General features: G+C 64.2%; 19 protein-coding genes. 13 read left to right on the plus strand and 6 right to left on the minus strand.

What is annotated here, in order from left to right; all coding sequences use genetic code 11:
• Positions 1-15 precede the first annotated feature (15 nt).
• Positions 16-1,128, minus strand: a complete 1,113-nt coding sequence (locus DFR49_RS04500) for a SufD family Fe-S cluster assembly protein (protein WP_119034594.1) — start codon at positions 1,126-1,128, stop codon at positions 16-18.
• Positions 1,125-2,249 carry an ATP-binding cassette domain-containing protein gene (locus DFR49_RS04505; RefSeq protein WP_245968235.1) on the minus strand — a complete coding sequence of 375 codons (1,125 nt, stop codon included), beginning with the start codon at positions 2,247-2,249 and terminating at the stop codon, positions 1,125-1,127. Before DFR49_RS04505 ends, DFR49_RS04500 begins: the two co-directional genes overlap by 4 nt.
• On the opposite strand from DFR49_RS04505, the gene DFR49_RS04510 reads away from it, so the two are divergent.
• The 6 genes from DFR49_RS04510 (at position 2,241) to DFR49_RS04535 (ending at position 7,596) form a co-directional block, all read left to right on the plus strand.
• Entirely contained in the window at positions 2,241-2,747 is a 507-nt protein-coding gene (locus DFR49_RS04510; protein WP_119034595.1) for a hypothetical protein, read from the plus strand. The two genes, DFR49_RS04505 and DFR49_RS04510, sit on opposite strands and share 9 nt — an antisense overlap.
• A gap of 159 nt (positions 2,748-2,906) precedes the next feature.
• Positions 2,907-3,725 (plus strand): universal stress protein, encoded by an 819-nt coding sequence (locus DFR49_RS04515; RefSeq protein ID WP_119034596.1) that lies wholly within the window; start codon positions 2,907-2,909, stop codon positions 3,723-3,725.
• Between the two features lie 46 nt (positions 3,726-3,771).
• Entirely contained in the window at positions 3,772-4,332 is a 561-nt protein-coding gene (locus DFR49_RS04520) for a GNAT family N-acetyltransferase (protein WP_119034597.1), read from the plus strand.
• Between the two features lie 69 nt (positions 4,333-4,401).
• Positions 4,402-5,406, plus strand: coding sequence for a zinc-dependent alcohol dehydrogenase family protein (locus DFR49_RS04525; protein WP_425454908.1), 1,005 nt, complete (start codon positions 4,402-4,404; stop codon positions 5,404-5,406).
• Positions 5,399-6,955: a bifunctional aminoglycoside phosphotransferase/ATP-binding protein gene (locus DFR49_RS04530; protein WP_119034599.1), complete on the plus strand. Its 1,557-nt coding sequence runs from the start codon at positions 5,399-5,401 to the stop codon at positions 6,953-6,955. Before DFR49_RS04525 ends, DFR49_RS04530 begins: the two co-directional genes overlap by 8 nt.
• Before the next feature lie 20 nt (positions 6,956-6,975).
• A complete protein-coding gene (locus DFR49_RS04535) occupies positions 6,976-7,596 on the plus strand; it encodes a hypothetical protein (protein ID WP_147373644.1) in 621 nt (206 codons plus the stop codon).
• Between the two features lie 7 nt (positions 7,597-7,603).
• On the opposite strand, the gene phbB is transcribed toward DFR49_RS04535, so the two are convergent.
• The 3 genes from phbB to DFR49_RS04545 all read right to left on the minus strand — a co-directional run bounded on the left by phbB (position 7,604) and on the right by DFR49_RS04545 (position 9,712).
• Positions 7,604-8,323, minus strand: coding sequence for an acetoacetyl-CoA reductase (gene phbB / locus DFR49_RS04540; protein ID WP_425454909.1), 720 nt, complete (start codon positions 8,321-8,323; stop codon positions 7,604-7,606).
• Positions 8,324-8,331: 8 nt separating this feature from the next.
• On the minus strand, positions 8,332-8,583 hold the full coding sequence (locus DFR49_RS21630) for a hypothetical protein (protein WP_147373645.1): 252 nt from the start codon (positions 8,581-8,583) through the stop codon (positions 8,332-8,334).
• A 163-nt stretch (positions 8,584-8,746) separates the two neighbouring features.
• Positions 8,747-9,712, minus strand: a complete 966-nt coding sequence (locus DFR49_RS04545) for a Dyp-type peroxidase (RefSeq protein WP_119034602.1) — start codon at positions 9,710-9,712, stop codon at positions 8,747-8,749.
• Positions 9,713-9,919: 207 nt separating this feature from the next.
• On the opposite strand from DFR49_RS04545, the gene DFR49_RS04550 reads away from it, so the two are divergent.
• A complete protein-coding gene (locus tag DFR49_RS04550) occupies positions 9,920-12,595 on the plus strand; it encodes an HAD-IC family P-type ATPase (RefSeq protein WP_119034603.1) in 2,676 nt (891 codons plus the stop codon).
• 43 nt (positions 12,596-12,638) lie between these two features.
• Positions 12,639-13,520 (plus strand): universal stress protein, encoded by an 882-nt coding sequence (locus tag DFR49_RS04555; RefSeq protein ID WP_119034604.1) that lies wholly within the window; start codon positions 12,639-12,641, stop codon positions 13,518-13,520.
• A 110-nt stretch (positions 13,521-13,630) separates the two neighbouring features.
• Here the strand turns inward: DFR49_RS04555 and DFR49_RS04560 are convergent, their stop codons facing one another.
• Entirely contained in the window at positions 13,631-14,377 is a 747-nt protein-coding gene (locus tag DFR49_RS04560; protein ID WP_119034605.1) for a sulfite exporter TauE/SafE family protein, read from the minus strand.
• 97 nt (positions 14,378-14,474) lie between these two features.
• Here DFR49_RS04560 and DFR49_RS04565 point away from each other — a divergent pair, with 97 nt between their 5' ends.
• The 5 genes from DFR49_RS04565 to DFR49_RS04585 all read left to right on the plus strand — a co-directional run bounded on the left by DFR49_RS04565 (position 14,475) and on the right by DFR49_RS04585 (position 19,506).
• Positions 14,475-15,362, plus strand: coding sequence for a LysR family transcriptional regulator (locus DFR49_RS04565; RefSeq protein WP_119034606.1), 888 nt, complete (start codon positions 14,475-14,477; stop codon positions 15,360-15,362).
• A 110-nt stretch (positions 15,363-15,472) separates the two neighbouring features.
• Positions 15,473-16,267, plus strand: a complete 795-nt coding sequence (locus DFR49_RS04570; RefSeq protein ID WP_119034607.1) for a universal stress protein — start codon at positions 15,473-15,475, stop codon at positions 16,265-16,267.
• A 139-nt stretch (positions 16,268-16,406) separates the two neighbouring features.
• Entirely contained in the window at positions 16,407-17,234 is an 828-nt protein-coding gene (locus DFR49_RS04575) for a universal stress protein (protein ID WP_119034608.1), read from the plus strand.
• Positions 17,235-17,344: 110 nt separating this feature from the next.
• On the plus strand, positions 17,345-18,721 hold the full coding sequence (locus DFR49_RS04580; RefSeq protein WP_119034609.1) for an ATP-grasp domain-containing protein: 1,377 nt from the start codon (positions 17,345-17,347) through the stop codon (positions 18,719-18,721).
• Positions 18,721-19,506: a sulfite exporter TauE/SafE family protein gene (locus DFR49_RS04585; protein WP_119034610.1), complete on the plus strand. Its 786-nt coding sequence runs from the start codon at positions 18,721-18,723 to the stop codon at positions 19,504-19,506. The genes DFR49_RS04580 and DFR49_RS04585 overlap by 1 nt, the downstream gene beginning before the upstream one ends.
• The last annotated feature ends 31 nt before the right edge of the window (positions 19,507-19,537 follow it).

Consider the following 19,537-nt stretch of genomic DNA (forward strand, 5'->3'; position numbering starts at 1 on the left):
CCGAGCACCGACAGCTTACATCGCGCCAGACCTTGCGGCGGCGATCGTGCGAACCACCTCTTCGCGAACGGACTCGGGGATCTTCTGCTCATCAAGGTTCAGGAATCCTTGGATGATCAGGTCGCGGGCCTGATCCTCGCTCATCCCGCTCGCCATCAGATAGCTGAGTTTCTCCTGGTCGATCATGCCAATCGACGCTTCATGGGAGAGTTGCGCCTGCGAATTCAGCGCGCGTAGCGCCGGCACCGAGAAGATCTCACCCTCGTCGGTGAGCTTGAGCCCATTGCATCCCAGGAAGCCGCTCACCCCGGCTGCGCCGCCAATCAGCGTCGCGCGGTTGGAGATGACCCCGCCGCCGGTCACCATGCGGGTGACGCTTTCGCACCGAGAACCCTGCCCTTCAAGCCAGGTCTCGCTGTCCATGATCCGCGTCGTGCCGGCAGGGGCAAAGATGACCGCCTGGTCGTTGGCGGTGGCGCCCTCTGCGAGATAGCTGCGGCTCTGCGACGCATGGTGCTTGACGGGTGCGAGCTGGATCACGCTGTCGGTCGTGTGCGCGTTGCGCTCCAGGCGCGAGCGCGCATAGCTGTGGACCTCCATGTTCGCCGCCCAGTGCTCGATCGATACCGAACGGCAGACCGCGCCTTCGCGCAGATAGGTTTCGGACAGCGAAACATGATGGCCTGTGTGGACCGAGCGCGGCACGGCCGAGCCGGAGATCATCTCGACCTCCGCACCCTTCTCGATCACGGTGATATTGTGATGGAACTGGCGTCCCTGCGGTGCTTCCAGCAGCGTAAAGAGCTGGATCGGCAGACGGACCTTCGCGCCTTCGAGAACGCGCACGAAATGACCGACGGGCGCATGCCGGCTTTCGGCCACTTCGGCGACGTGCTCATCCTCCGCGGGATCGATGAGGCCGAACATGAGATCCTGGACCCAGTCGTAGCGCCGAAGCGCCTCGGCGAGCGGCAGGATCTCTACGGCATTGTCGGCAAGGCCGACGTGCCGGACCTCCTGGTCGACCAGAACACAAGTCCCAGCGCGCTGGTTTTCCTCTTGATAGCCGACCTCCGCCAGCAGCGCCTTTTCGTCAGGTGTAATGTCGTCGCGGAGCGTCGTGGTCATTGCGCTATCCTTTCGTCCAATGTCACCGAACCGAGCCGGGACGCCCAGGGCGGAAGAGTGTATCCATGGGCCTTGATGTGCTCGAACAGCCGCCGGGGATCGCCCGAGCAGACGAGCTCTCCGTTCACCAACATGTGACCCATGTCGGCGCGGACATGGTCGAGAATGAAGCCGGTATGGGTGATGATCAGGGCCGAGCGCCGCTCGGCCAGGCTCGCATCGTGCCCCAGAAGCTGCCCCATCGCCGCCCCGACCGCAGCGATATGCTCGAGATCGACGCCGCTTTCGGGTTCGTCGAACAAACATATCCCGGGATGCTGGAGGAAGAGCTTGAGAATCTCCCAGCGTTTGATCTCCCCGCCCGAAAAGCCGACATTGATATCGCGGCCGACGAAATCGGCCAGATCGAGCGCGGCTGCGGCGTCAGCCAGACGGGCATCGGCTTCCAACGCTTGCGCAAGCGCCTTGACGGTCACACCGTCCAGCGCAGGAGGACGCTGGAACGCCATACCCAGGCCCAGTCTCGCGCGCGCATCCACGGGAAGATGATCGATCCGCTCGTCGCCGAGGCGGATTTCCCCGTGGGTCACCTGGTAAGGCGGCAGGCCCATGATCGCGGAAAGGAGCGAGGATTTCCCGGACCCATTGGGGCCGAACAGGATGTGCGTTTCGCCTGCGCCGATGGTCAGATTGACGTCGCGCAGCAGGACATGCGAACCAACGGCAATTTCGATATCGACAAGGACCAGCGGCTGCGCGAGCATGAGAGACTCCTGTTTCGCCAGATGCTGCCGACCGCCCTCGTACGGCGACATTAGGGAATGTGCGTAGATCGACTCGCGGCGCCGGGAAGTAGGCTGTGCGTTGCCGCCGGGGTTGGTCAGTAGGTATCTGATGATCGACGAGCACAATCCGAGCAGTAATTTATTGCGAATCATTCGCAATTCTATATGTCGATCCACGAAGAAGGGGGTCGTGTCGAAGGAGAGCAGCATGAGCGCGCAGCGCGATCGATCCGTCACGACCAGCCTTCCCGCCGCGGCAGCGATCTGTCGCGAAACCGACTTCCTCGTCACGCTTGCCGGGGATCGCCTCATCTCAAGGGGGGCGTCATGAACCATGTCCCCATTCCCTCTCCCGCCAGTCTGTCGGAGGTCCGTACACTCGTGACGGCCGCCGCGCGCTGCTGGCGGACTGCACGCGATCAACGTGCCAAGGTGCAGCGGCGGCTATACGCCCTTCTCATTGACCAGGACTGCGGGATGCTCGCGCCGGTGTTCAACGGCTTGCTGACATTCTACGAGGTCGCGCTGGGCAGGCCCATAGTCGTTGGCAGAGCGGAATTGTCATCCGACGAGCATGCGCTGCTGCGTATCGTCGATGGCTTGGACGACCATCCGATCACGATGTCATGCAGCGAGGGGATGGCCGCGGCATTTTCCTGCGCCGTCCGCTCGGCGCGGATCATGATGGCAAAAGTTCTTGCTGAACGTATCGGACCGCACCGCCCCACCGCGCTGGTTCCAATCCCCTTAGGTCTCAAAGGAGAAGAGCGTTTATTCCCCTGGGATGGGGTGAACGCGGAAAAGGCGCAGCATGGCCAGCCCTTTCCGTCCTGATCCGTCCGCATAGCGGCCGGTGTCCCCGCCATGTGCTGGGGTCGATACGGCGCAGCCGATGAGGTTTCCACCGCGAATGGGTCTACGTAGAATCCACGAATGCGCCTCCCCATCGGATGATCGACCTTCGCGTCAGGTAACACGGGCGAGGACGACATCATGGTGAAGGACATTTTGGCGATCGTCGACACGGGCGATGAAGACGAACAGTTTCTGAAGGATGCGCGCGAGTTCGCGCGCTTTCATGAAGCGCATCTGACCGTGGCGATCCTTTCGGCCGTGCCGACACCGGATTATGCCCTGGCTTACGCGCAGCCCTATTTCCTTCTTTCAGATTATGCCGAGGCGGCGGCGGAAAAGCAGGCAAAAGTCGCAAAAATCGGCGAGCGCGATGGCTTTGAAGTGCGCATCCTGAGCGACGAGCCCAGCGCCCTGCTCGACAAGGCTCCTGTCCAGGCCCGCTATGCCGATCTGGTCCTGTTCGGGCCTGTCGACGCCTATGCCAACAAGCATCTGCGGCGGCGGCTGTTCGAGAATATCGCGCTGTCATCCGGACGACCCGTGATCGTCCTGCCAGCGCAGTGGAAGCCGCGCGCTTTCGCTCACCTCGCCATCGGATGGAATGCGACGCGCGAGGCGACCCGTGCGCTCGGCGATGCGCTTCAACTGGCGCAGCCAGCGGCCAAGATCGACATCCTCGTCGTCGACGCCAAATCCAGCACCAAGGGCCACGGATCCGAACCCGGCGCCGATATCGCGCGCAATCTTAGCCGTCACGGCTTCGACGTCACGGTTCACGCGCTCGACTCGGAAGGCGAGAACCCGTCGGCTGTTCTCGTCGATTTTGCCAGGCAGCACCGCGCCGATTTGCTGGTGATCGGCGCCTCGGCCCATTCGCGGCTGCGCGAACTGTTTCTGGGCGGCGTCACCCATGATCTCATCGATGGCGCGCCTCTCCCCGTCCTTCTGGGGCATTGACGGCCCTTCCCTGTCAATGCCGTACCAGGCTTCCGGAGCTTCCAAAATGACATCGCAATCCCCCGATCGAGCGAGCCTGCACGCAAACGAGACGGAGCTGACAACCGGCACCGGGCTGCATCTGCGCATCCGTCCGGCGGGCCCGGCCGACGAAGGCCTGCTCGAAGCCTTCTTCGAGAATGTAACCCATGAAGATTTGCGCTTCCGTTTCCTGTCGTCTGTCCAGCATGTCGGCCATGACCAGATCGCCGCGATGCTGCGGTCCGATCACGATCGAACCTCGACCTTCCTCGCTTTCGACGAGAATGGTTTGCCCGTCGGAATCGCAACCCTCGCCGCCGATGCACAAGGCGAGACCGCGGAAGTGGCGGTTTCGGTCCACCGCGACCGGAAGGCGCAAGGCATTGGCTGGAGCCTGCTCCGGCACGCTGCGCAAATCGCCCGCACCAGGGGTATCTTGCGCTTGCAGTCGATCGAAAGCCGCGACAATCATGCCGCGATCGAGGTCGAGCGCGAATTGGGCTTTACCGCGCGGGCCTATCCCGGCGATGCCACCCTCATCCTTGTGGAAGCCAATCTTGCGGGAGATGCCGCACCGGGGAAGTGAACATATGCAGGGTCAGCGGCAGAGCAGTTCGTTCTTCAAGGCGTTCGTCCCTTGGCGGTAATGGTCGCCATGCAGATCGACGCGCCTCACCAGGCTTTGCGCCGCGTCGAGCGCCCCGTGCCGCGCCCAGGCAGCGGTCAGCTTCTCATCGGGGTCATTGCCTGCGGCGTCTGCCGCACCGACCTTCATGTCGCGGATGGCGAAATCCCCGCCCGCTATCCGGTCATTCCCGGCCATGAAATCGTCGGCCATGTGCTGGAGATTGGCGCGGGCGTCGAAGGCTTCGATATCGGCCAGCGCGTCGGGGTGCCATGGCTGGGACACACATGCGGCCATTGCAGCTATTGCCTGTCGGATCGCGAAAATCTCTGCGACGCGCCCGAATTCACCGGAGCGACCCGGGACGGCGGCTATGCGACCCATGTCGTCGCAGACGCACATTTCTGTTTCGCGCTTCCCGAGGGATTCTCGGACGTCGACGCGGCGCCGCTGTTATGCGCGGGGCTGATAGGCTGGCGCGCCCTCAGGCTCGCGGGCGAAGGCGGACGTATCGGGCTCATCGGTTTTGGCGCGGCAGCCCATATCATCGCTCAGGTCGCCGTCTGGCAGAGCCGCGAGGTCTATGCCTTCACGCGCGACGGCGACACGCAGGCCCAGGCCTTCGCGAGATCGCTCGGCTGCTGCTGGGCCGGCGCCTCGACACAGCGCCCGCCAGCGGAACTCGACGCAGCCCTGATCTTCGCGCCGGTAGGGGCGCTCGTTCCCGCCGCGTTGACGCTGGTCCGCAAAGGCGGTCGGGTGGTGTGCGCCGGCATCCATATGAGCGATATTCCCAGCTTCCCCTATGCGGATCTCTGGGAGGAACGCCAGATCCTCTCCGTCGCCAATCTGACGCGTGAGGACGCCACCTCCTTCTTCGAGATCGCCGCCCGCTCGGACCTGCGCACGATCACCGAGACCTTCCCGCTCGAACAGGCGAATGTTGCACTTGATCGCTTGCGAACGGGCGCGCTGACGGGCGCAGCAGTGCTCATTCCACCTCGCATAGACGCTGCGGCCGGTAGCCATGGCTGAGACTGTCGACAAAAGCGGCGCCGATCTGGCCGAATGGCTGGCATCCGGCGCGGCCTTCGAAAGTTCCGGCAAAAGCTCCGGCTCGGTGACGCGGATCGACACCCATGCCGCGAGCATCTTCCTCGTCGGCGAGACCGCCTGGAAGATCAAGCGCCCGGTCGATCTTGGCTATCTCGACTTCTCGACGCCCGACAAACGTCAGACGGCGCTCGAAGCCGAGCTCAAACTCAATCGGCGGACTGCGCCGAGCCTCTACAAAGCCGTGCACCCGATCACACGGGATTCCGCCGGCCGGTTCGCCATCGATGGCGAAGGCGAGCCCCTCGACTGGATCCTCGAGATGCAGCGCTTTCCCGATGGAGCACTCTGGAGCGACCTTGCCGACAGGCATGCGCTCGACGAAGCAGCGCTCAACAAGCTGGCCGATGCGCTTGTGGGCTTCCATTCCAACGCACCAATCGCCTGGCCCGGCGATGGCGCGGAGCGCATTCGCGGAATCGTCGCCGGCAATGCCGAAGCGATAGCGCACTATCCCGACATCCTCGACCCGCTAGCCGCCGCCGAGCTGACCGCGCGGCTCGATCGACTTATCGAGAGCAACAGCGCGCTCTTCGATGCGCGCGGCAAGGCCGGTCGCATCCGTCACGTCCATGGCGACCTGCACCTTGCCAATATCGCGACGATCGACAGCAAGCCGACACCGTTCGACTGCCTGGAGTTCGATGCCGAGCTAGCGACGACCGATGTCCTCTACGACCTTGCCTTTCTGCTCATGGACCTGTGGCAACGAGGGCTGCGTCATGAGGCCAATCTGGTTTTCAATCGCTATCTCGATCATTCGCCTGAGGACGAAGGCGCCATCGGACTCCTGCCGCTGTTCATGAGCGTACGCGCCTCGATCCGCGCCCATGTCACGGCGGCTCGCGCCAAACGTGATGGGCACAATAATGGCACTGGAGAAGAGGCCGCACATTATCTTGAACTGGCAGAGCGATTGATCGCCGGGGAGCCAGCGCGGCTGATCGCGATCGGAGGCTTGTCGGGCACGGGAAAATCGACGCTGGCGCGAACGCTCGGGGCCGACATCGGCAGGGCGCCAGGCGCGCGCATTCTGCGCAGCGATGTCCTGCGCAAGCGTCTCGCCGGTGTCCTTTCCGACACCCCGCTGCCTGCCGCCGGTTACACCGCCGAGGCGAGCCGCGAGGTCTATATGGCGCTTGGCAGGCTCGCCCGAGCTGCGCTTGCGACGGGCCATGGGGTGATTGCCGACGCCGTATTCGGCATGCCCGAGGAACGCGATGCGATCGAGGAAGTCGCCGCCCGCGTGGACTGCCACTTTGCTGGCCTCTGGCTCGAACTACCCGAAGGAGAGCGGATCACGCGTGTCGAAAGGCGCAAATCCGACGCATCCGATGCGAATGCCGGCGTCGTGCGCGCGCAATCGAAGAACCTGACCAGCAGACCAGCAAATTGGCTGACCCTGACCAGCGAAGGGCCGCTGGACAGTCTCTCGGACAAGGCCCGGACATTGCTGGGCCTGACAATGTGATGGATTGGAATCGCGCAGGCTTGATCGCAGCCTTCGCCGTCACTCTCTTCGCAATTGCCTATGCGGTGGTCCTGTTCGCCGGCCTCGCATCGCTTTCCGCACCGTCGGCGCCAATCGAAGACCCGTGGTTCACCCTGCTCGAGATTCTGATCGTCGCGATGATGCCGGCGATCGTGATGCTGATAATGGCATTGCGCGCATCCTCACCGAAAGGGTCAGAGCTGCTCGGCCGATGGGCCGTCACCTTCATCATCGTGACAGCCGTCCTCACCACGATCGTGCACACAGCCCTTTTCGTGCTTCGCCGAGCGGGTGTCATTGACGAGAATTTGCGCCCTGTGCTGCTGTCTTTCGATTGGCCGTCGGTGCCTTATATCCTCGATATCATCGCCTGGGATCTCTTCTTCGGCCTCGCCATGCTCTGTGCGGCACCGCTCGCCGACGGCACGCGCTTCGCATCCGCGATCCGCGTGACGATGACCATCAGCGGATTGCTCGCGCTCGCGGGACTTGCCGGCCCCATCGCCGGCGATATGCGTCTGCGGGCGATCGGCATCCTGGGATATGCAGGTGTCTTTCCGATCACCGCCACGCTGATGGCGCTCCACTTCCGTCAGCGTATCAAGACCAGCATCCCCTGAAATCCCATCATATCATGGCCTGGCCGCCATTGACCGAGAGCGTTGACCCGGTGATGAAGCCGGCCTCTTCGGCAACGAGGAACACGACGCAGCGCGCAATTTCCTCGGGTTGCGCCAGACGCCCGACGGGAATCCGCGCGATGATCGTCTTTATGATCTCGGGCGAAACCGCCGCGACCATGTCGGTATCGGTATAGCCCGGGGCGACCGCATTCACTGTCACGCCATCACGCGCCACCTCGAGCGCCAACGCCTTGGTAAACCCGAGCATGCCGGCCTTGGCCGCGGCATAGTTGGTCTGCCCGAATTGACCGGTTTGCCCGTTGATCGAGGCGATGTTGACGATCCGCCCCCACCGCCGCACCTTCATGCCGCCGACCACCGCCTGCGCCATGTTGAAGCAGCTGTCGAGATCGACCGCCAGCACGCGCTTCCACGCCTCTTCGCTCATCTTGAGCAGGCTGGCGTCGCGCGTGATCCCGGCATTGTTGACGAGGATGTCGATCGGCCCGATCGCCGCCTCGACCTCGGCGGCGCCCACTGCGCAGGCGGCATGGTCGCTTACATCCCAGCGGAAGACGGGAATCCCCGTCCTGTCCGAGAAAGCGGCACCGCGCGCTTCGTTGCCGCTATAGGTTGCCGCAACGCGGATGCCGGCAGCGTGAAGCGCGGCGCAGATGGCGGCGCCAATACCGGTGGTGCCGCCTGTGACAAGGGCTCTACGCATGACCATTCTCAACAGGTTTCGCTGATGCGGGTTTTGGCGCCGCCGGAGCCGAAGAGCGACAACGTCGCGCGGGCCGGCAGCACCATCGGTGCTTGTTCGAGGCGCGTGCCCCGCTGTCGTCGGATTTCCGCGAGACGGCGTTGATAGGCTCTTACGAGTTTGTCATGACAAAGTCGCGCTTCGGAGCAAGTGGCCGTTTCAAGCCGACGTCGGTGAAATAACGCGCGGCTGAGATAATAGCTCTGATCATTGTCCGACACGGTCCTCGCCTTTCTGTGGCAAGCGTGCGGCACAGCGGTCCGACCCGCATTACGCAAATTCCCGTAAGCGATCCTGAGAGCGATGGTCCGGCAGCAGGAACCGCTACATGGGCCGTCCGCCGTTTGGCAGCGCCGGATTCCAACCGTTCTTAGCTCGGGCGAGCTACGACTTGTCGGCGGCGAGCTTGGCCAATGTTGACCGGGAGGGCGCGAAAAAGGTCGTTCCGGTCTGCGCCGTGGAGAAATCCAGGAGCCGGTCATAGGCACCCGCCGGTTCGCCGATGAACATCCGCTCCAGCATCTTCTCGATCACCCACAAATGCCGGGTATATCCGATGAAATAAGTGCCGAACTCGCCATAGCCGGCCCGGCCAAAAGGCATGTTGTCGCGCAAGATGTCATGTTCGTTGCCCTGCTCATCGACGATGGTGGCAAGCGTTTTGTGCGATTTGCGCGGAGCAGCGGCGTCGTCGAGCTCGATATTGTCGATCTTGGTGCGGCCGACGATTTCCTCCTGCAGCGCCGTGGAGGTTCGTCCCCAGGCCGCCAGATCGTGCAGATATTTCTGCACGACGACGTAGCTGCCGCCGGCAAAGTCAGGATCCTCCTCACCGACCAGCGCTGCCTCTCCGATTTCATGTCCCTCCGGATTGGCGGTGCCGTCCACGAACCCCAGCAGGTCGCGGGCATCGAAGTAGCGGAAACCCGAAACCTCGTCGATTGTCGTCACCGCCGGGCCGAGAGCCCCAAGCAGGATCCGCTCGAATTCAAAGCAGATGTCCGGCCTCTCGGCGCGGATATGAAAGAGAAGATCGCCGGGCGTCGACGGAGCCTTGTGCGGCGTTCCTTCGATGGCGACGAAGCTCTTCAATTCGCAGGGCTTCGCGGGCTCTCCAAGGCGATCCCACAGCGCGCTACCAATCCCGACAATACAGGACAGGCGGGCGGAAAGGTCGCGAAACCCCACGGTCTTCACGAGATCGTCTATTCCGCCAAGCGTATCGCGAACCCGCGTGATGGCGTCGGTTCCGTCGTTGACGCCAAGCACAAGAAAAATCGCGGCCTGCGATAGCGGCGCCTCGACACTTTGGGCAGCGATAGGCACCCGGTCCCAGGCATGTCCCGTCATAGAAGCTCCCTGTTGCGATCGGGTGGTCATAGCAACAGTCCGTCCGCAGATGAACATCTGCGCCGGGATACGTCTTCAAAAGCATCGAACCGCAGCTCCGTCCTTCCTCAGGCGTCCGATTTCGCTGCTTAGTATGATCCCGTATATGACGGAGCCGCCCCGGTCCTGATCCTTCCCGCAGTTCAACGACCCAGCGGGGATAGCAGAGTGAAGCCGGACAAGATCGCAGCATGGCACGCCTTGGCGACCGACTCCGTCCTCGACCAGCTGGACGCCGATATTGCCGGGCTCAGTCAGCGCGAAGCGGAAGAGCGACTGGCCCGGCACGGCCCCAATGCGCTCCCGAGCACGGCGACCGTGCATCCGTTTCTGCGCTTCCTCGCCCAGTTCAACAGTGCGCTCATCTATTTCCTGCTCGCTGCCGCCTTCGCCGCCGCTCTCCTCGGCCATCTCGTCGACGCGCTGGTCATCGCGGTGGTAGTGCTCGTCAACGCGATTGTCGGCTTCGCCCAAGAAGGCAAGGCCGAACGGGCGCTGGGCGCGATCCGCGACATGATCGCCCCGCATGCGATCGTGCTGCGCGACGGCGCGCGCCGGACCGTCTCGGTGCCCGATCTCGTCCCCGGCGATATCGTGATGCTGGAGGCCGGCGACCGGGTTCCCGCCGACCTGCGGCTGCTGCGGGCGCGCGGCCTGCTGATCGACGAGGCTCCCCTCACCGGCGAATCCGTGCCGGTCGAGAAGCAGGAAGAGCCCGTCGACAACGCGGCCGGCATCGCCGACCAGCGCAGCATGGCCTTCTCCGGCACGCTGGTCGCCTCGGGGCAGGCAAACGGCGTCGTCGCGGCCACCGGCACACGCACACAGATCGGCCGGATCAGCAGCCTGCTCCAGTCCGTCGAGACGGTGACGACGCCACTCCTGCGCCAGATCAACCGGTTCGCCCGGCGCTTCACCTGGCTGGTGATGGCGGGCTCGCTTGTTCTGTTTGCCTTTGCGGTGCTTGCACGCGAGTTTCACTGGATTGATGCGCTGATCGCGGTAGTGGCGCTGGCCGTCGGTATCATCCCCGAAGGCCTGCCGGCGGTCATCACGATTACGCTTGCGATCGGCGTCCAGCGCATGGCGTCTCGAAACGCGGTGATCCGTCGTCTACCCGCGGTGGAGACGCTAGGCGCAACCTCGGTCATCTGCTCGGACAAGACGGGCACGCTCACCCGCAACGAAATGATGGTGCGGCGCGTCCTCATCGACAGGCAAGAGATCCTTGTTGGCGGGTCAGGCTATGCACCCGAGGGCGGGCTCACCAGCGAGGGAGCTGATGACGATGCCGACGCCGTCGCCGCAGCGAGCCCGATCATCCGCTGTGGCCTGCTCTGCAACGATGCCATGCTACGGCGCGACGGCGATCACTGGAAGGTCGATGGCGATCCCATGGAAGGGGCGCTGGTCGCGTTGGCGATGAAGGCCGGGCTCAATCCCGATCACCTGCGCTCCGAATGGAAGCGCCTCGACGAGATTCCCTTCGATGCCACCTACCGTTTCATGGCGACGCTCCACGCAGGTCCGTCCGATGAGCTTGTGATCTTCATCAAGGGCGCCCCGGAGGAAGTGATGGCAATCGCCGGCGTCGACCAGCAGGTCTGGGCGCAGCGGATCGCACGGGCCGCCGATCACGGCGAACGCCTGCTGGGTTTCGCCATGAAGCGGCTGAAGACGGGCAAGGCGCGTATCGCCTTCGACGATTTGCACGGCGGCGTGGAGCTACTGGGTCTGATGGGGTTCATCGATCCGCCGCGTGAGGAAGCGCGGGCGGCGATCGCCGAATGCCGGTCGGCCGGCATCGCCGTCAAGATGATCACCGGCGATCATCTGGGCACGGCGCTCGCCATCGCGCGCCAGCTTCACATCAGCGAGGACCCTCGGGGCGTCACCGGCAAAGAATTGGAGGCGCTCTCTGATGACGCGCTGGCCAACCGCGTCATTGGCGTCGACGTCTTCGCGCGCACCAGTCCCGAGCATAAGCTGCGCATCGTTCGGGCGCTCCAGTCCCATGGCCTTATCGTCGCGATGACCGGCGACGGCGTCAACGACGCGCCGTCGCTCAAGCAGGCCGATGTCGGCACCGCGATGGGGCACAAGGGCACCGAAGCCGCCAAGGAAGCCGCCGAAATGGTGCTGCTCGACGATAATTTCGCGTCGATCGTCGCCGCGGTCCGTGAAGGCCGCACCGTCTACGACAATATCCGCAAGGTCATCGCCTGGACGCTGCCGACCAATGGTGGTGAGACGGTTGCGGTGGTGCTCGCGATCCTCATCGGCTTCACCCTGCCGATGACCGCGACCCAGATCCTCTGGATCAATCTGGTGCTGGCGGTAACGCTGGGTCTCGTCCTGGCGTTCGAGCCCAGCGAACCGGGCACAATGGCACGGCAGCCGCGTGCGGCGAGCGCACCGCTGCTCTCCCCCTTTCTGCTCTGGCGGGTCGTGCTCGTCTCAGTGCTGCTGGCGGCCCTTGGCCTCGGCGTCTTCTTCCACACGCTGGGCCAGGGCCGCGATCTCGAGACGGCGCGGACGATGGTCGTCAACATGCTGGTGGTCGCCGAGATCTTCTATCTCTTCAATGTGCGCTACCTGCACATGCGCTCGCTCACCTGGCGCGGTGCGATCGGAACGCCGGCCGTCCTCGGCGCCATCGCGGTCGTGGTGCTGGCCCAGCTTCTCTACACTTATGCCCCCTTCATGCACGCCGTCTTCGAAAGCCGACCACTGACCCTGGTGGACGGCGCGCTCATCGTGGCCTTGAGCGTCGCACTGTTCTTCTGCCTCGAAGCCGAGAAACTGCTGATGCGCCGCCTCGGCTGGTTCGAAGAGCTGGGCTGACACCCAAGACCCCGCCCCAATTACGATATTGAAAGGATGCTGTATGACCACCTCGACCGGACCGCGGAAAATTCTCCTCGCCACGGATATGAGCTGCCGCTGCGACCGGGCGCTCGATCGGGCCGTCCAGCTCGCCCAGGAGTGGGAGGCCGAGCTGATCGCGGCCTATGTCATCGATCCCGCCGAGACACGCCAGTTCCGCTTCGACCGCACACCGTCCTCCTGGCGGCGGTTGCCGAGCCCCGTCGACCGGATGAAGTGGCGGCTCAAGCGCGACCTTGGATCATCCGCCGACACGATCCGCATCCTCGTCGAAGAAGGCGATCCCGCCGAACTGCTGCTCGCAATGGCGGCGCGTGAAGGATGCGATCTCATCGTGACCGGGATCGCCCGCGACGAGACGCTCGGCCGTATGTTCCTCGGCAATACCGTCAACCGGTTGGTACGCGGGTCGCCTGCACCCGTGCTCGTCGTCCATGATCGTGCGGTCCGGCATTATCGCGACATCGTCATCGGCACCGATTTCTCGGAAGCCTCGCTCCAGGCCTTGCTGCGCACCGCACACTTCTTCCCGGCAGCCTCATTGACGTTGTTCCACGGCTATGACGTCCCTTTCTCGGGATATCTGAACGAGCAGGATTTCAAGCGCGACCTTGGAGCCATGGAAAAGGAACTGGGGAAGAAGTTCCTGAGCGACGAGCGCGTCGACAATCGCCTCAGGGACAGGACCGATGTCATCATCGCCCACGGCAGCCCGGAGCGGCTGCTCAGCGACTATGTCGAGGACCAGCATGTCGATCTCACCGTGATCGGAAGCCATGGTCGGGGCGCGCTGTTCGATGCCCTGATCGGAAGCACGGCGAAAAGCCTCCTGGAGACCCTCGAAGGCGATCTGCTGATCGTCCATTATCGGCCGAAGGAGTAGTCGCGAGCACCGCTGGATCCAACTGCAAATCCGTGACGGCCGCGAACGCACGCTCACGATAACACGGGTCGGCACGCCGCCCGTAACGCGCTGAACCGTGGCCATGCGTGTCAGAACCAAGGACGGAGCGCCATCTGCGTACCGAGCAAGAGCAGGCAAAGCAGGAACCAGCGCCTGAAACGCTCCGGGCTGATCCGCGCACGCAGCCAGGTCCCGGCCTGCATGCCAGCCATCGCGGGGACCACAGCTACAAACGACCAGCCAAGGTCGCTTGTCGGCAGCGCGTCCCGCGCCGCCAGTCCGGCGCCGAGCGCCAGCGTCGAGACGGTGAACGACAGGCCCAATGCCTGGACCAGATCGTCCTTCTCCAGCCCCAGAGCCTGGAGATACGGCACCGCCGGGATCACGAAGACGCCTGTGGCGCCCGTGACAGCGCCGGTCGCCAATCCCACCACGGGTGACAGACAGCGCTCCACCCTTGGGGGGACATGGATCGGTCGCGCGTAAAGCGCGTAGGCGGCGTAAACGACAAGCACCAGACCGAGCGCGGCGGTCGTGAAAGCGGCGTCGCCCGCGGCGAGCAGCGATGCGCAGACCAAGGTCGCCCCGGAGATTGCAACCATCATCGCCCAGAACCGGCGCACCAGGCAAAAGAGACTCGGTCCTGTCACCAGCTGCCAGATATTCGTCACGGTGGAAGGCACGAGCATCAACGCGGCGGCCGCGAGCGGGGTAAGCGCAAGAGTCAGAAGCCCCATCGCGACGGTCGGCAACCCCATGCCGGTGGCGCCCTTGACCAGCCCGGCGACGAAGAAGACGGGAACGACGATCGCGAACGTGATGAGAGCGTTGTCCATCGTACCATTGTGCGCTTGGCGCCGCCGACAACAATCTGGAAGATCCGTGCACAGGCTCCGGCTAGCCCGAAGGCTGATATACGGATATGACCTGTGCATGCGCTTCGATCTCGGCGATCTTCGGCTGTTCCTGGCGGTGGTCGACGCCGGCAGCATCACCCATGGCGCGGCGGCGGTGAATCTCTCGCTTGCCGCCGCGAGCGAGCGACTGCTGGGCATGGAAGCTGCGGGCGGCGCAGCACTACTGGTCCGCGGACGCCGCGGCGCCTCTCCCACCCGTGCCGGGGAGGTTTTGGCACATCATGCGCGCGCGATCCTGCGGCAGGTTTCCGAGATGCGGACCGAACTGTCGGAGCACGCCAGCGGCGTCCACACGACGGTGCGGATGCTGGCGAGCACCGCGGCAATCACCGAGATGCTACCCGAGCGGATCGGGCCCTGGCTCGCGGCCAACCCTCAGATCGACGTCGATCTCAGCGAACGGCCGAGCGTCGAGACAGTGAAGGCCATCGCAACCGGACTTGCCGATCTTGGCATCGTCTCGGACGCGGTGGATATCGGCGCCCTTCATGTCCGCATGTGCGCGCCCGATCGGCTGGTGGCGGTCATGGCGGTTCAGGATCCGCTCGCTTCGGCCCGCCGGGTCACCCTGGCGGAACTGCTGGAGCGGCCCCTGATCGGCCTGACGGGCGCACTGCAATCTCATATCGACGATCATGCGCTCCGCGCAGGCCGCCCGTTCCGCCCGCGCATCCGGCTCCGCACCTTCGAAGGCGTGTGTCGGGTCGCGGCGACCGGCGCGGGAATTGGCATAGTTTCCGAGACGGCCGCGCGGCGATGCCGCCGTGCCATGCGTCTGGGGATCGTGCCGCTGAGCGACGCCTGGGCAAGCCGGCGCCTGTTGGCATGCTGCCGCGAACCCCAAGAGTTGCATCGCGCTGCAGCCTCGCTGCTGGACTATCTGACGCAAGGCCCTGCCCTGTGAGATCCATCTTCGTCAGTCAGTCCAGAACCTGCGATACGCCTCCGTAACATCCCGCATATGGACCGGCACCATCGGACCATAGCCTCCCGCCATCTTGCATGGAGGCGGCAATGAAGAATATCCTGGTACTGATACATGACGACGAGGGACAAGAGGCGCGTCTGCAGGTGGCTCTTGATCTGACGAGAGCGCTCGAAGGGCATCTGGCCTGCCTCGATGTGACGATGGTCCCTAATATCGCGGGCGACTATGACGGCACCGGCTCGGCCATGCTGATCGCGGACGAGCGCAAGCGCGAAGCCGATAACAAGGCGAGCCTCGAAGCCCGGCTGGCATCCGAGGATGTTGTCTGGAGCTGGAGCGATGTGACGGGATTCGCAGCCGAGGCCGTGCTGGACGCCGCCGCGCTGGCGGATCTCATCATCCTCAATCGAAAGCTCGATCGATCGTCCCATCCTGACATGCACGCGCTGACGAGCCGCATCGTCAGCAAAGCGCGCAAGCCTGTCGTCGCCGTCCCCGATAACGGCAAGGGCTTCAAATTCGGACGCGCTCTCATAGCCTGGGACGGACAGGCCTCCGCGGCAGCAACGATGCGCGCCTGCGTGCCGTTGCTGGCCCTCGCCGAGGAAGTCCAGATCTTCATGGCCCGCGATGGCGCGGAGCAGACCGAACCCAGAGAGGCTGCCGAATATCTGTCGCGGCACAACATCCACGCCTCGATTCGGATCGTCGATGATGGGCTGACCGCTGCCGACGAGCTCATCGCCGATGAGGCGGCCAACTGGCATGCGGACTATATCCTGATGGGGGCCTATGGACGCGGACGGTTGATGGAGACGTTCGGCGGCGTCACCAGGCGCATGCTCGCGACAGCCACGCTGCCGCTCATTCTCGGCCACTGAACCGTCTGATTGCCGGCAACTGGCAAACAGGTTTCGCGTGCAGGACCAAAGATCCATCTCGCGCCTCTACGGGAATTCCACAGGTGTGCGACCGCGGAGCGCTTCCTAGCCTCGCTGCTGGACAGAAGGAGATGCCGTCATGCTGAAAGATCTCGTCGCTTTCGTGGACAATGGAGAGGCCGCCAAACCTTTCCTGGAGCGGTCGATCGCTTTCGCGGCCGTCCAGGACGCGCATCTGGCTGTAACCCTGCTCAACGACATCTTCTGGGATCCAGGGATGCTGACGCCCTACGAAGCCTATACAGGCGTGCTGGACGAGATCGAAGCGGAAGAGGCGCGGCGGCTGTCGGAGGTCCGCGCAGCCGTCGAACACGCTGCCATCCCGGTCGAACTACGTTCGTTCAGTGATGCGCCAGCCTATCTGCGCGGCGCGGCGCGGCTCGAAGGACGCTATGCCGACCTGGTTCTCATCGGACCGCCGGCCGCCTACAGGAACCCTCGCTTGCGCCGCCGATGCGTGGAATCCGCGCTCATGGGCTCGGCCGGACCGGTGTTAATTTCGCCCGAAGGAACACAGCTCGGGAAGATCGATCATGTCGTACTCGGCTGGGACGCCTCGGGCGAGGCCCGCCGCGCCGCACACGATCTCCTTCAGATCGCCGAGTCGGGAGCGCGGATCGATATTATCGCCGTGGATGCGCAACCAAGCAGCGAAGGACATGGCGCTTCGCCCGGCGCGGACATCGCGCGTCATCTCGCGCGGCACGGCTTCGCCGCCGAGGTCCATCTGGAAAGCTCCGTCGGCAAGACGGTCGCACAGGTGCTGGAGCAGTTCGCGATCGACCGCGGCGCCAACCTCCTGTCGATCGGCGCATTCGCTCACTCGCGGGTGCGGGACATCTTCCTGGGAGGGGTGACCCGGCATCTCGTCGAGGAGGCTCGGTTGCCGCTTCTCTTGTCCCGTTAGCACGGACAGTTGGTGCGATAACGCAGTAAGGCAGTTCGCCGCACCGCATTGGTCGCACTGATGACCAACTGCTAGTCTATCGGAGACAAGAACAGGAATCGGAAGCAAAAATGCTAAACGGCTGGATCCTCTTCCATCATGAACTGGATCCGGCGATCCCGGAAGTTCCGGAAGTGCTTCGCTTCCAGGAAGCGGCGAGCGCGATGGACATCGATCTCGCCGTTTACGATCCCCATCGCTTCGACCTGATCGTCGGCGGGGACGAGGACTGGGCGGTCACCTACAATGACAGTCCGATGGGCCGTCCCGACTTCATCATCTGCCGCACCGGCGCCGAGACTGATTATTATACGCTTGCGCTTCTGCGGCACTTCGAGCGGCGCGGCGTCCGCCTGATCAACGGCCCGGCGACGATCGAGCGCGTCGCCGACAAGCTTCACACGCTCCAGAGCCTCAATAGGGCCGGCCTGCCGATCCCGCGCACAATCCTCGGCACTTTTCCGATCGACGTCGATCTGGTCGAGCGCGAGCTTGGCTTCCCGGTGATCGTCAAGACGCTCAAAGGCACGCGCGGCGCCGGCGTCCTCAAATGCGAGAACCGCAGCCAGTTCGAGGATCTCGCCGGCCTTCTCGAGAGCGCCGAAGCCAAGGCCGACTTCATCCTCCAGCATTATGTCCGCGCCAGCCACGGGCGCGATGTGCGCGTCCTCGTGGTCGGCGGAAGGGTCGTGGCCGCGATGGAGCGCCGTTCCCTGACCGGGGGCTTCAAATCGAACGTCTCGCTGGGCGGCGTCGGCGTCGCGTATAATCCGCCGCCGGAGATGGCGGAACTGGCTGTGAAGGCGGCCGATATCCTCGATCTCGATATCACCGGTATCGACATCCTGTTCGATGAGGAAGGTTACCGGATCTGCGAAGCCAATTCCGCGCCCGGCTTCCAGGGCCTGGAGCGCGCCAGCGGGCTCGACGTGCCCTCGACAATCCTCGAGTGGATCGTCACCACGCAGAATGCGCCAGCTCCCGCGCCGGCAGCGGCGGAAAGCAGCGTGCTGGCGGACATGATCTTCGGGGGCCGCACCGGACTTCGCGCCATCACCGATCGTAACGATCAGTTCCGCGATTTCGCAAGCGCCATGGGCGTGCGACTTTTCGGCGCCAGCATGAGCTGCCTCGGACAGGCATTTGCGCCGACGCTGCTCGTCGACGCCAGGAGCCGCACGGGTCTGGGATTGCGCGCATTGTTCGAAGGCCGCTCGCGCACCGACCTCTCCGCGCTCGACGACAGCGAGCAGGAACGCACGCTGATCGTGGTACTGACTCTCGCGATCTGGGCGGCGATCCTCCCATGGATCGCGGGCGCCGGCGCCATGGCCAGCGGCTTCCTGTCGCTGATGGCGCTGTGTTTTCCTCTCCTCTACGCGCTGACGGCCCCGTCCGGGCGCGTCGGCCGATCAGTGTCCACGCTGGCGAAGAGCGACCGCGGCTGATGGACCTCTCCGCTATCCCCTGGGTCGAACTCGCGCCTTTCATTCTCATCGGCCTGTTCGCCCAGACCATCGACAGCGCGCTGGGGCTGGGCTTTGGCGTGCTGTCCAATTCGCTGCTCGTCCTGTTTGGCGCGCCCCCGAATGCGGCTTCGTCAGCGACCCGCACGGCCGAGAGCTTCACCAGCGGCGCGTCGGGCATGGCGCACATCCTGCAACGCAATGTCGACTGGCCGCTCTTCGCGCGGCTGGCCGTCCCCGGCGTGGTCGGCGGCGTCGTGGGGATCTGGCTCCTCACCTTCCTCAAGGGCGACATATTGCGGCCGGTACTCCTCGTCTATCTCATCGCCGTCGGCGCCTATTTGCTCTGGCGCGCCCCGCGCCGCCCGCTCGCCTTCCGCCGCATCAGGCTGGTCGCGCCGCTCGGGTTCCTCGGCGGCTTCCTCGACAGTTCTGGCGGCGGCGGCTGGGGGCCGCTCGTAACCGGTAACCTGCTGGCCCAAGGCATGACGCCGCGCATGGCCGTGGGCACCGCCAACGCCGCGGAGTTCTTCGTGACCGTGACGGTGCTGACGGCGTTCGTCGGCATTCACGGCCTGCACTTCACCGATGCCGCGACCGGCATCCTGATCGGCGGCCTCATCGCGGCGCCGCTCGGCGCCTATTGCACGCGGCGGATAGCACCCAAGCAGCTGCTGCAACTTGTCGGCATCCTACTGGTCGGCACGAGCATCTGGAGTCTGGCGTCGCTGATGTTCGATCCTCTGCCGGTTTTCCCTCGCATTTGATCTTTCAGCAAACACAGCCGCGGACTTGCCG

This window comes from Hephaestia caeni (assembly GCF_003550065.1).
Classification (GTDB): Bacteria; Pseudomonadota; Alphaproteobacteria; order Sphingomonadales; family Sphingomonadaceae; genus Sphingomonas; species Sphingomonas caeni_A.

Excerpts from the sequence above, each read along its gene's own strand:
- DFR49_RS04585 (WP_119034610.1), top strand. The coding sequence starts at position 18,721 with ATGGACCTCTCCGCTATCCCCTGGGTCGAACTCGCGCCTTTCATTCTC.
- DFR49_RS04545 (WP_119034602.1), bottom strand. The coding sequence starts at position 9,712 with ATGACGGGACATGCCTGGGACCGGGTGCCTATCGCTGCCCAAAGTGTC.
- DFR49_RS04505 (WP_245968235.1), bottom strand. The coding sequence starts at position 2,249 with ATGGTTCATGACGCCCCCCTTGAGATGAGGCGATCCCCGGCAAGCGTG.
- DFR49_RS04575 (WP_119034608.1), top strand. The coding sequence starts at position 16,407 with ATGCTGAAAGATCTCGTCGCTTTCGTGGACAATGGAGAGGCCGCCAAA.
- DFR49_RS04580 (WP_119034609.1), top strand. The coding sequence starts at position 17,345 with ATGCTAAACGGCTGGATCCTCTTCCATCATGAACTGGATCCGGCGATC.
- DFR49_RS04510 (WP_119034595.1), top strand. The coding sequence starts at position 2,241 with ATGAACCATGTCCCCATTCCCTCTCCCGCCAGTCTGTCGGAGGTCCGT.
- phbB (WP_425454909.1), bottom strand. The coding sequence starts at position 8,323 with ATGCGTAGAGCCCTTGTCACAGGCGGCACCACCGGTATTGGCGCCGCC.
- DFR49_RS04515 (WP_119034596.1), top strand. The coding sequence starts at position 2,907 with ATGGTGAAGGACATTTTGGCGATCGTCGACACGGGCGATGAAGACGAA.
- DFR49_RS04525 (WP_425454908.1), top strand. The coding sequence starts at position 4,402 with ATGCAGATCGACGCGCCTCACCAGGCTTTGCGCCGCGTCGAGCGCCCC.
- DFR49_RS04530 (WP_119034599.1), top strand. The coding sequence starts at position 5,399 with ATGGCTGAGACTGTCGACAAAAGCGGCGCCGATCTGGCCGAATGGCTG.
- DFR49_RS04570 (WP_119034607.1), top strand. The coding sequence starts at position 15,473 with ATGAAGAATATCCTGGTACTGATACATGACGACGAGGGACAAGAGGCG.
- DFR49_RS04565 (WP_119034606.1), top strand. The coding sequence starts at position 14,475 with ATGCGCTTCGATCTCGGCGATCTTCGGCTGTTCCTGGCGGTGGTCGAC.
- DFR49_RS04500 (WP_119034594.1), bottom strand. The coding sequence starts at position 1,128 with ATGACCACGACGCTCCGCGACGACATTACACCTGACGAAAAGGCGCTG.
- DFR49_RS04560 (WP_119034605.1), bottom strand. The coding sequence starts at position 14,377 with ATGGACAACGCTCTCATCACGTTCGCGATCGTCGTTCCCGTCTTCTTC.
- DFR49_RS04555 (WP_119034604.1), top strand. The coding sequence starts at position 12,639 with ATGACCACCTCGACCGGACCGCGGAAAATTCTCCTCGCCACGGATATG.
- DFR49_RS04520 (WP_119034597.1), top strand. The coding sequence starts at position 3,772 with ATGACATCGCAATCCCCCGATCGAGCGAGCCTGCACGCAAACGAGACG.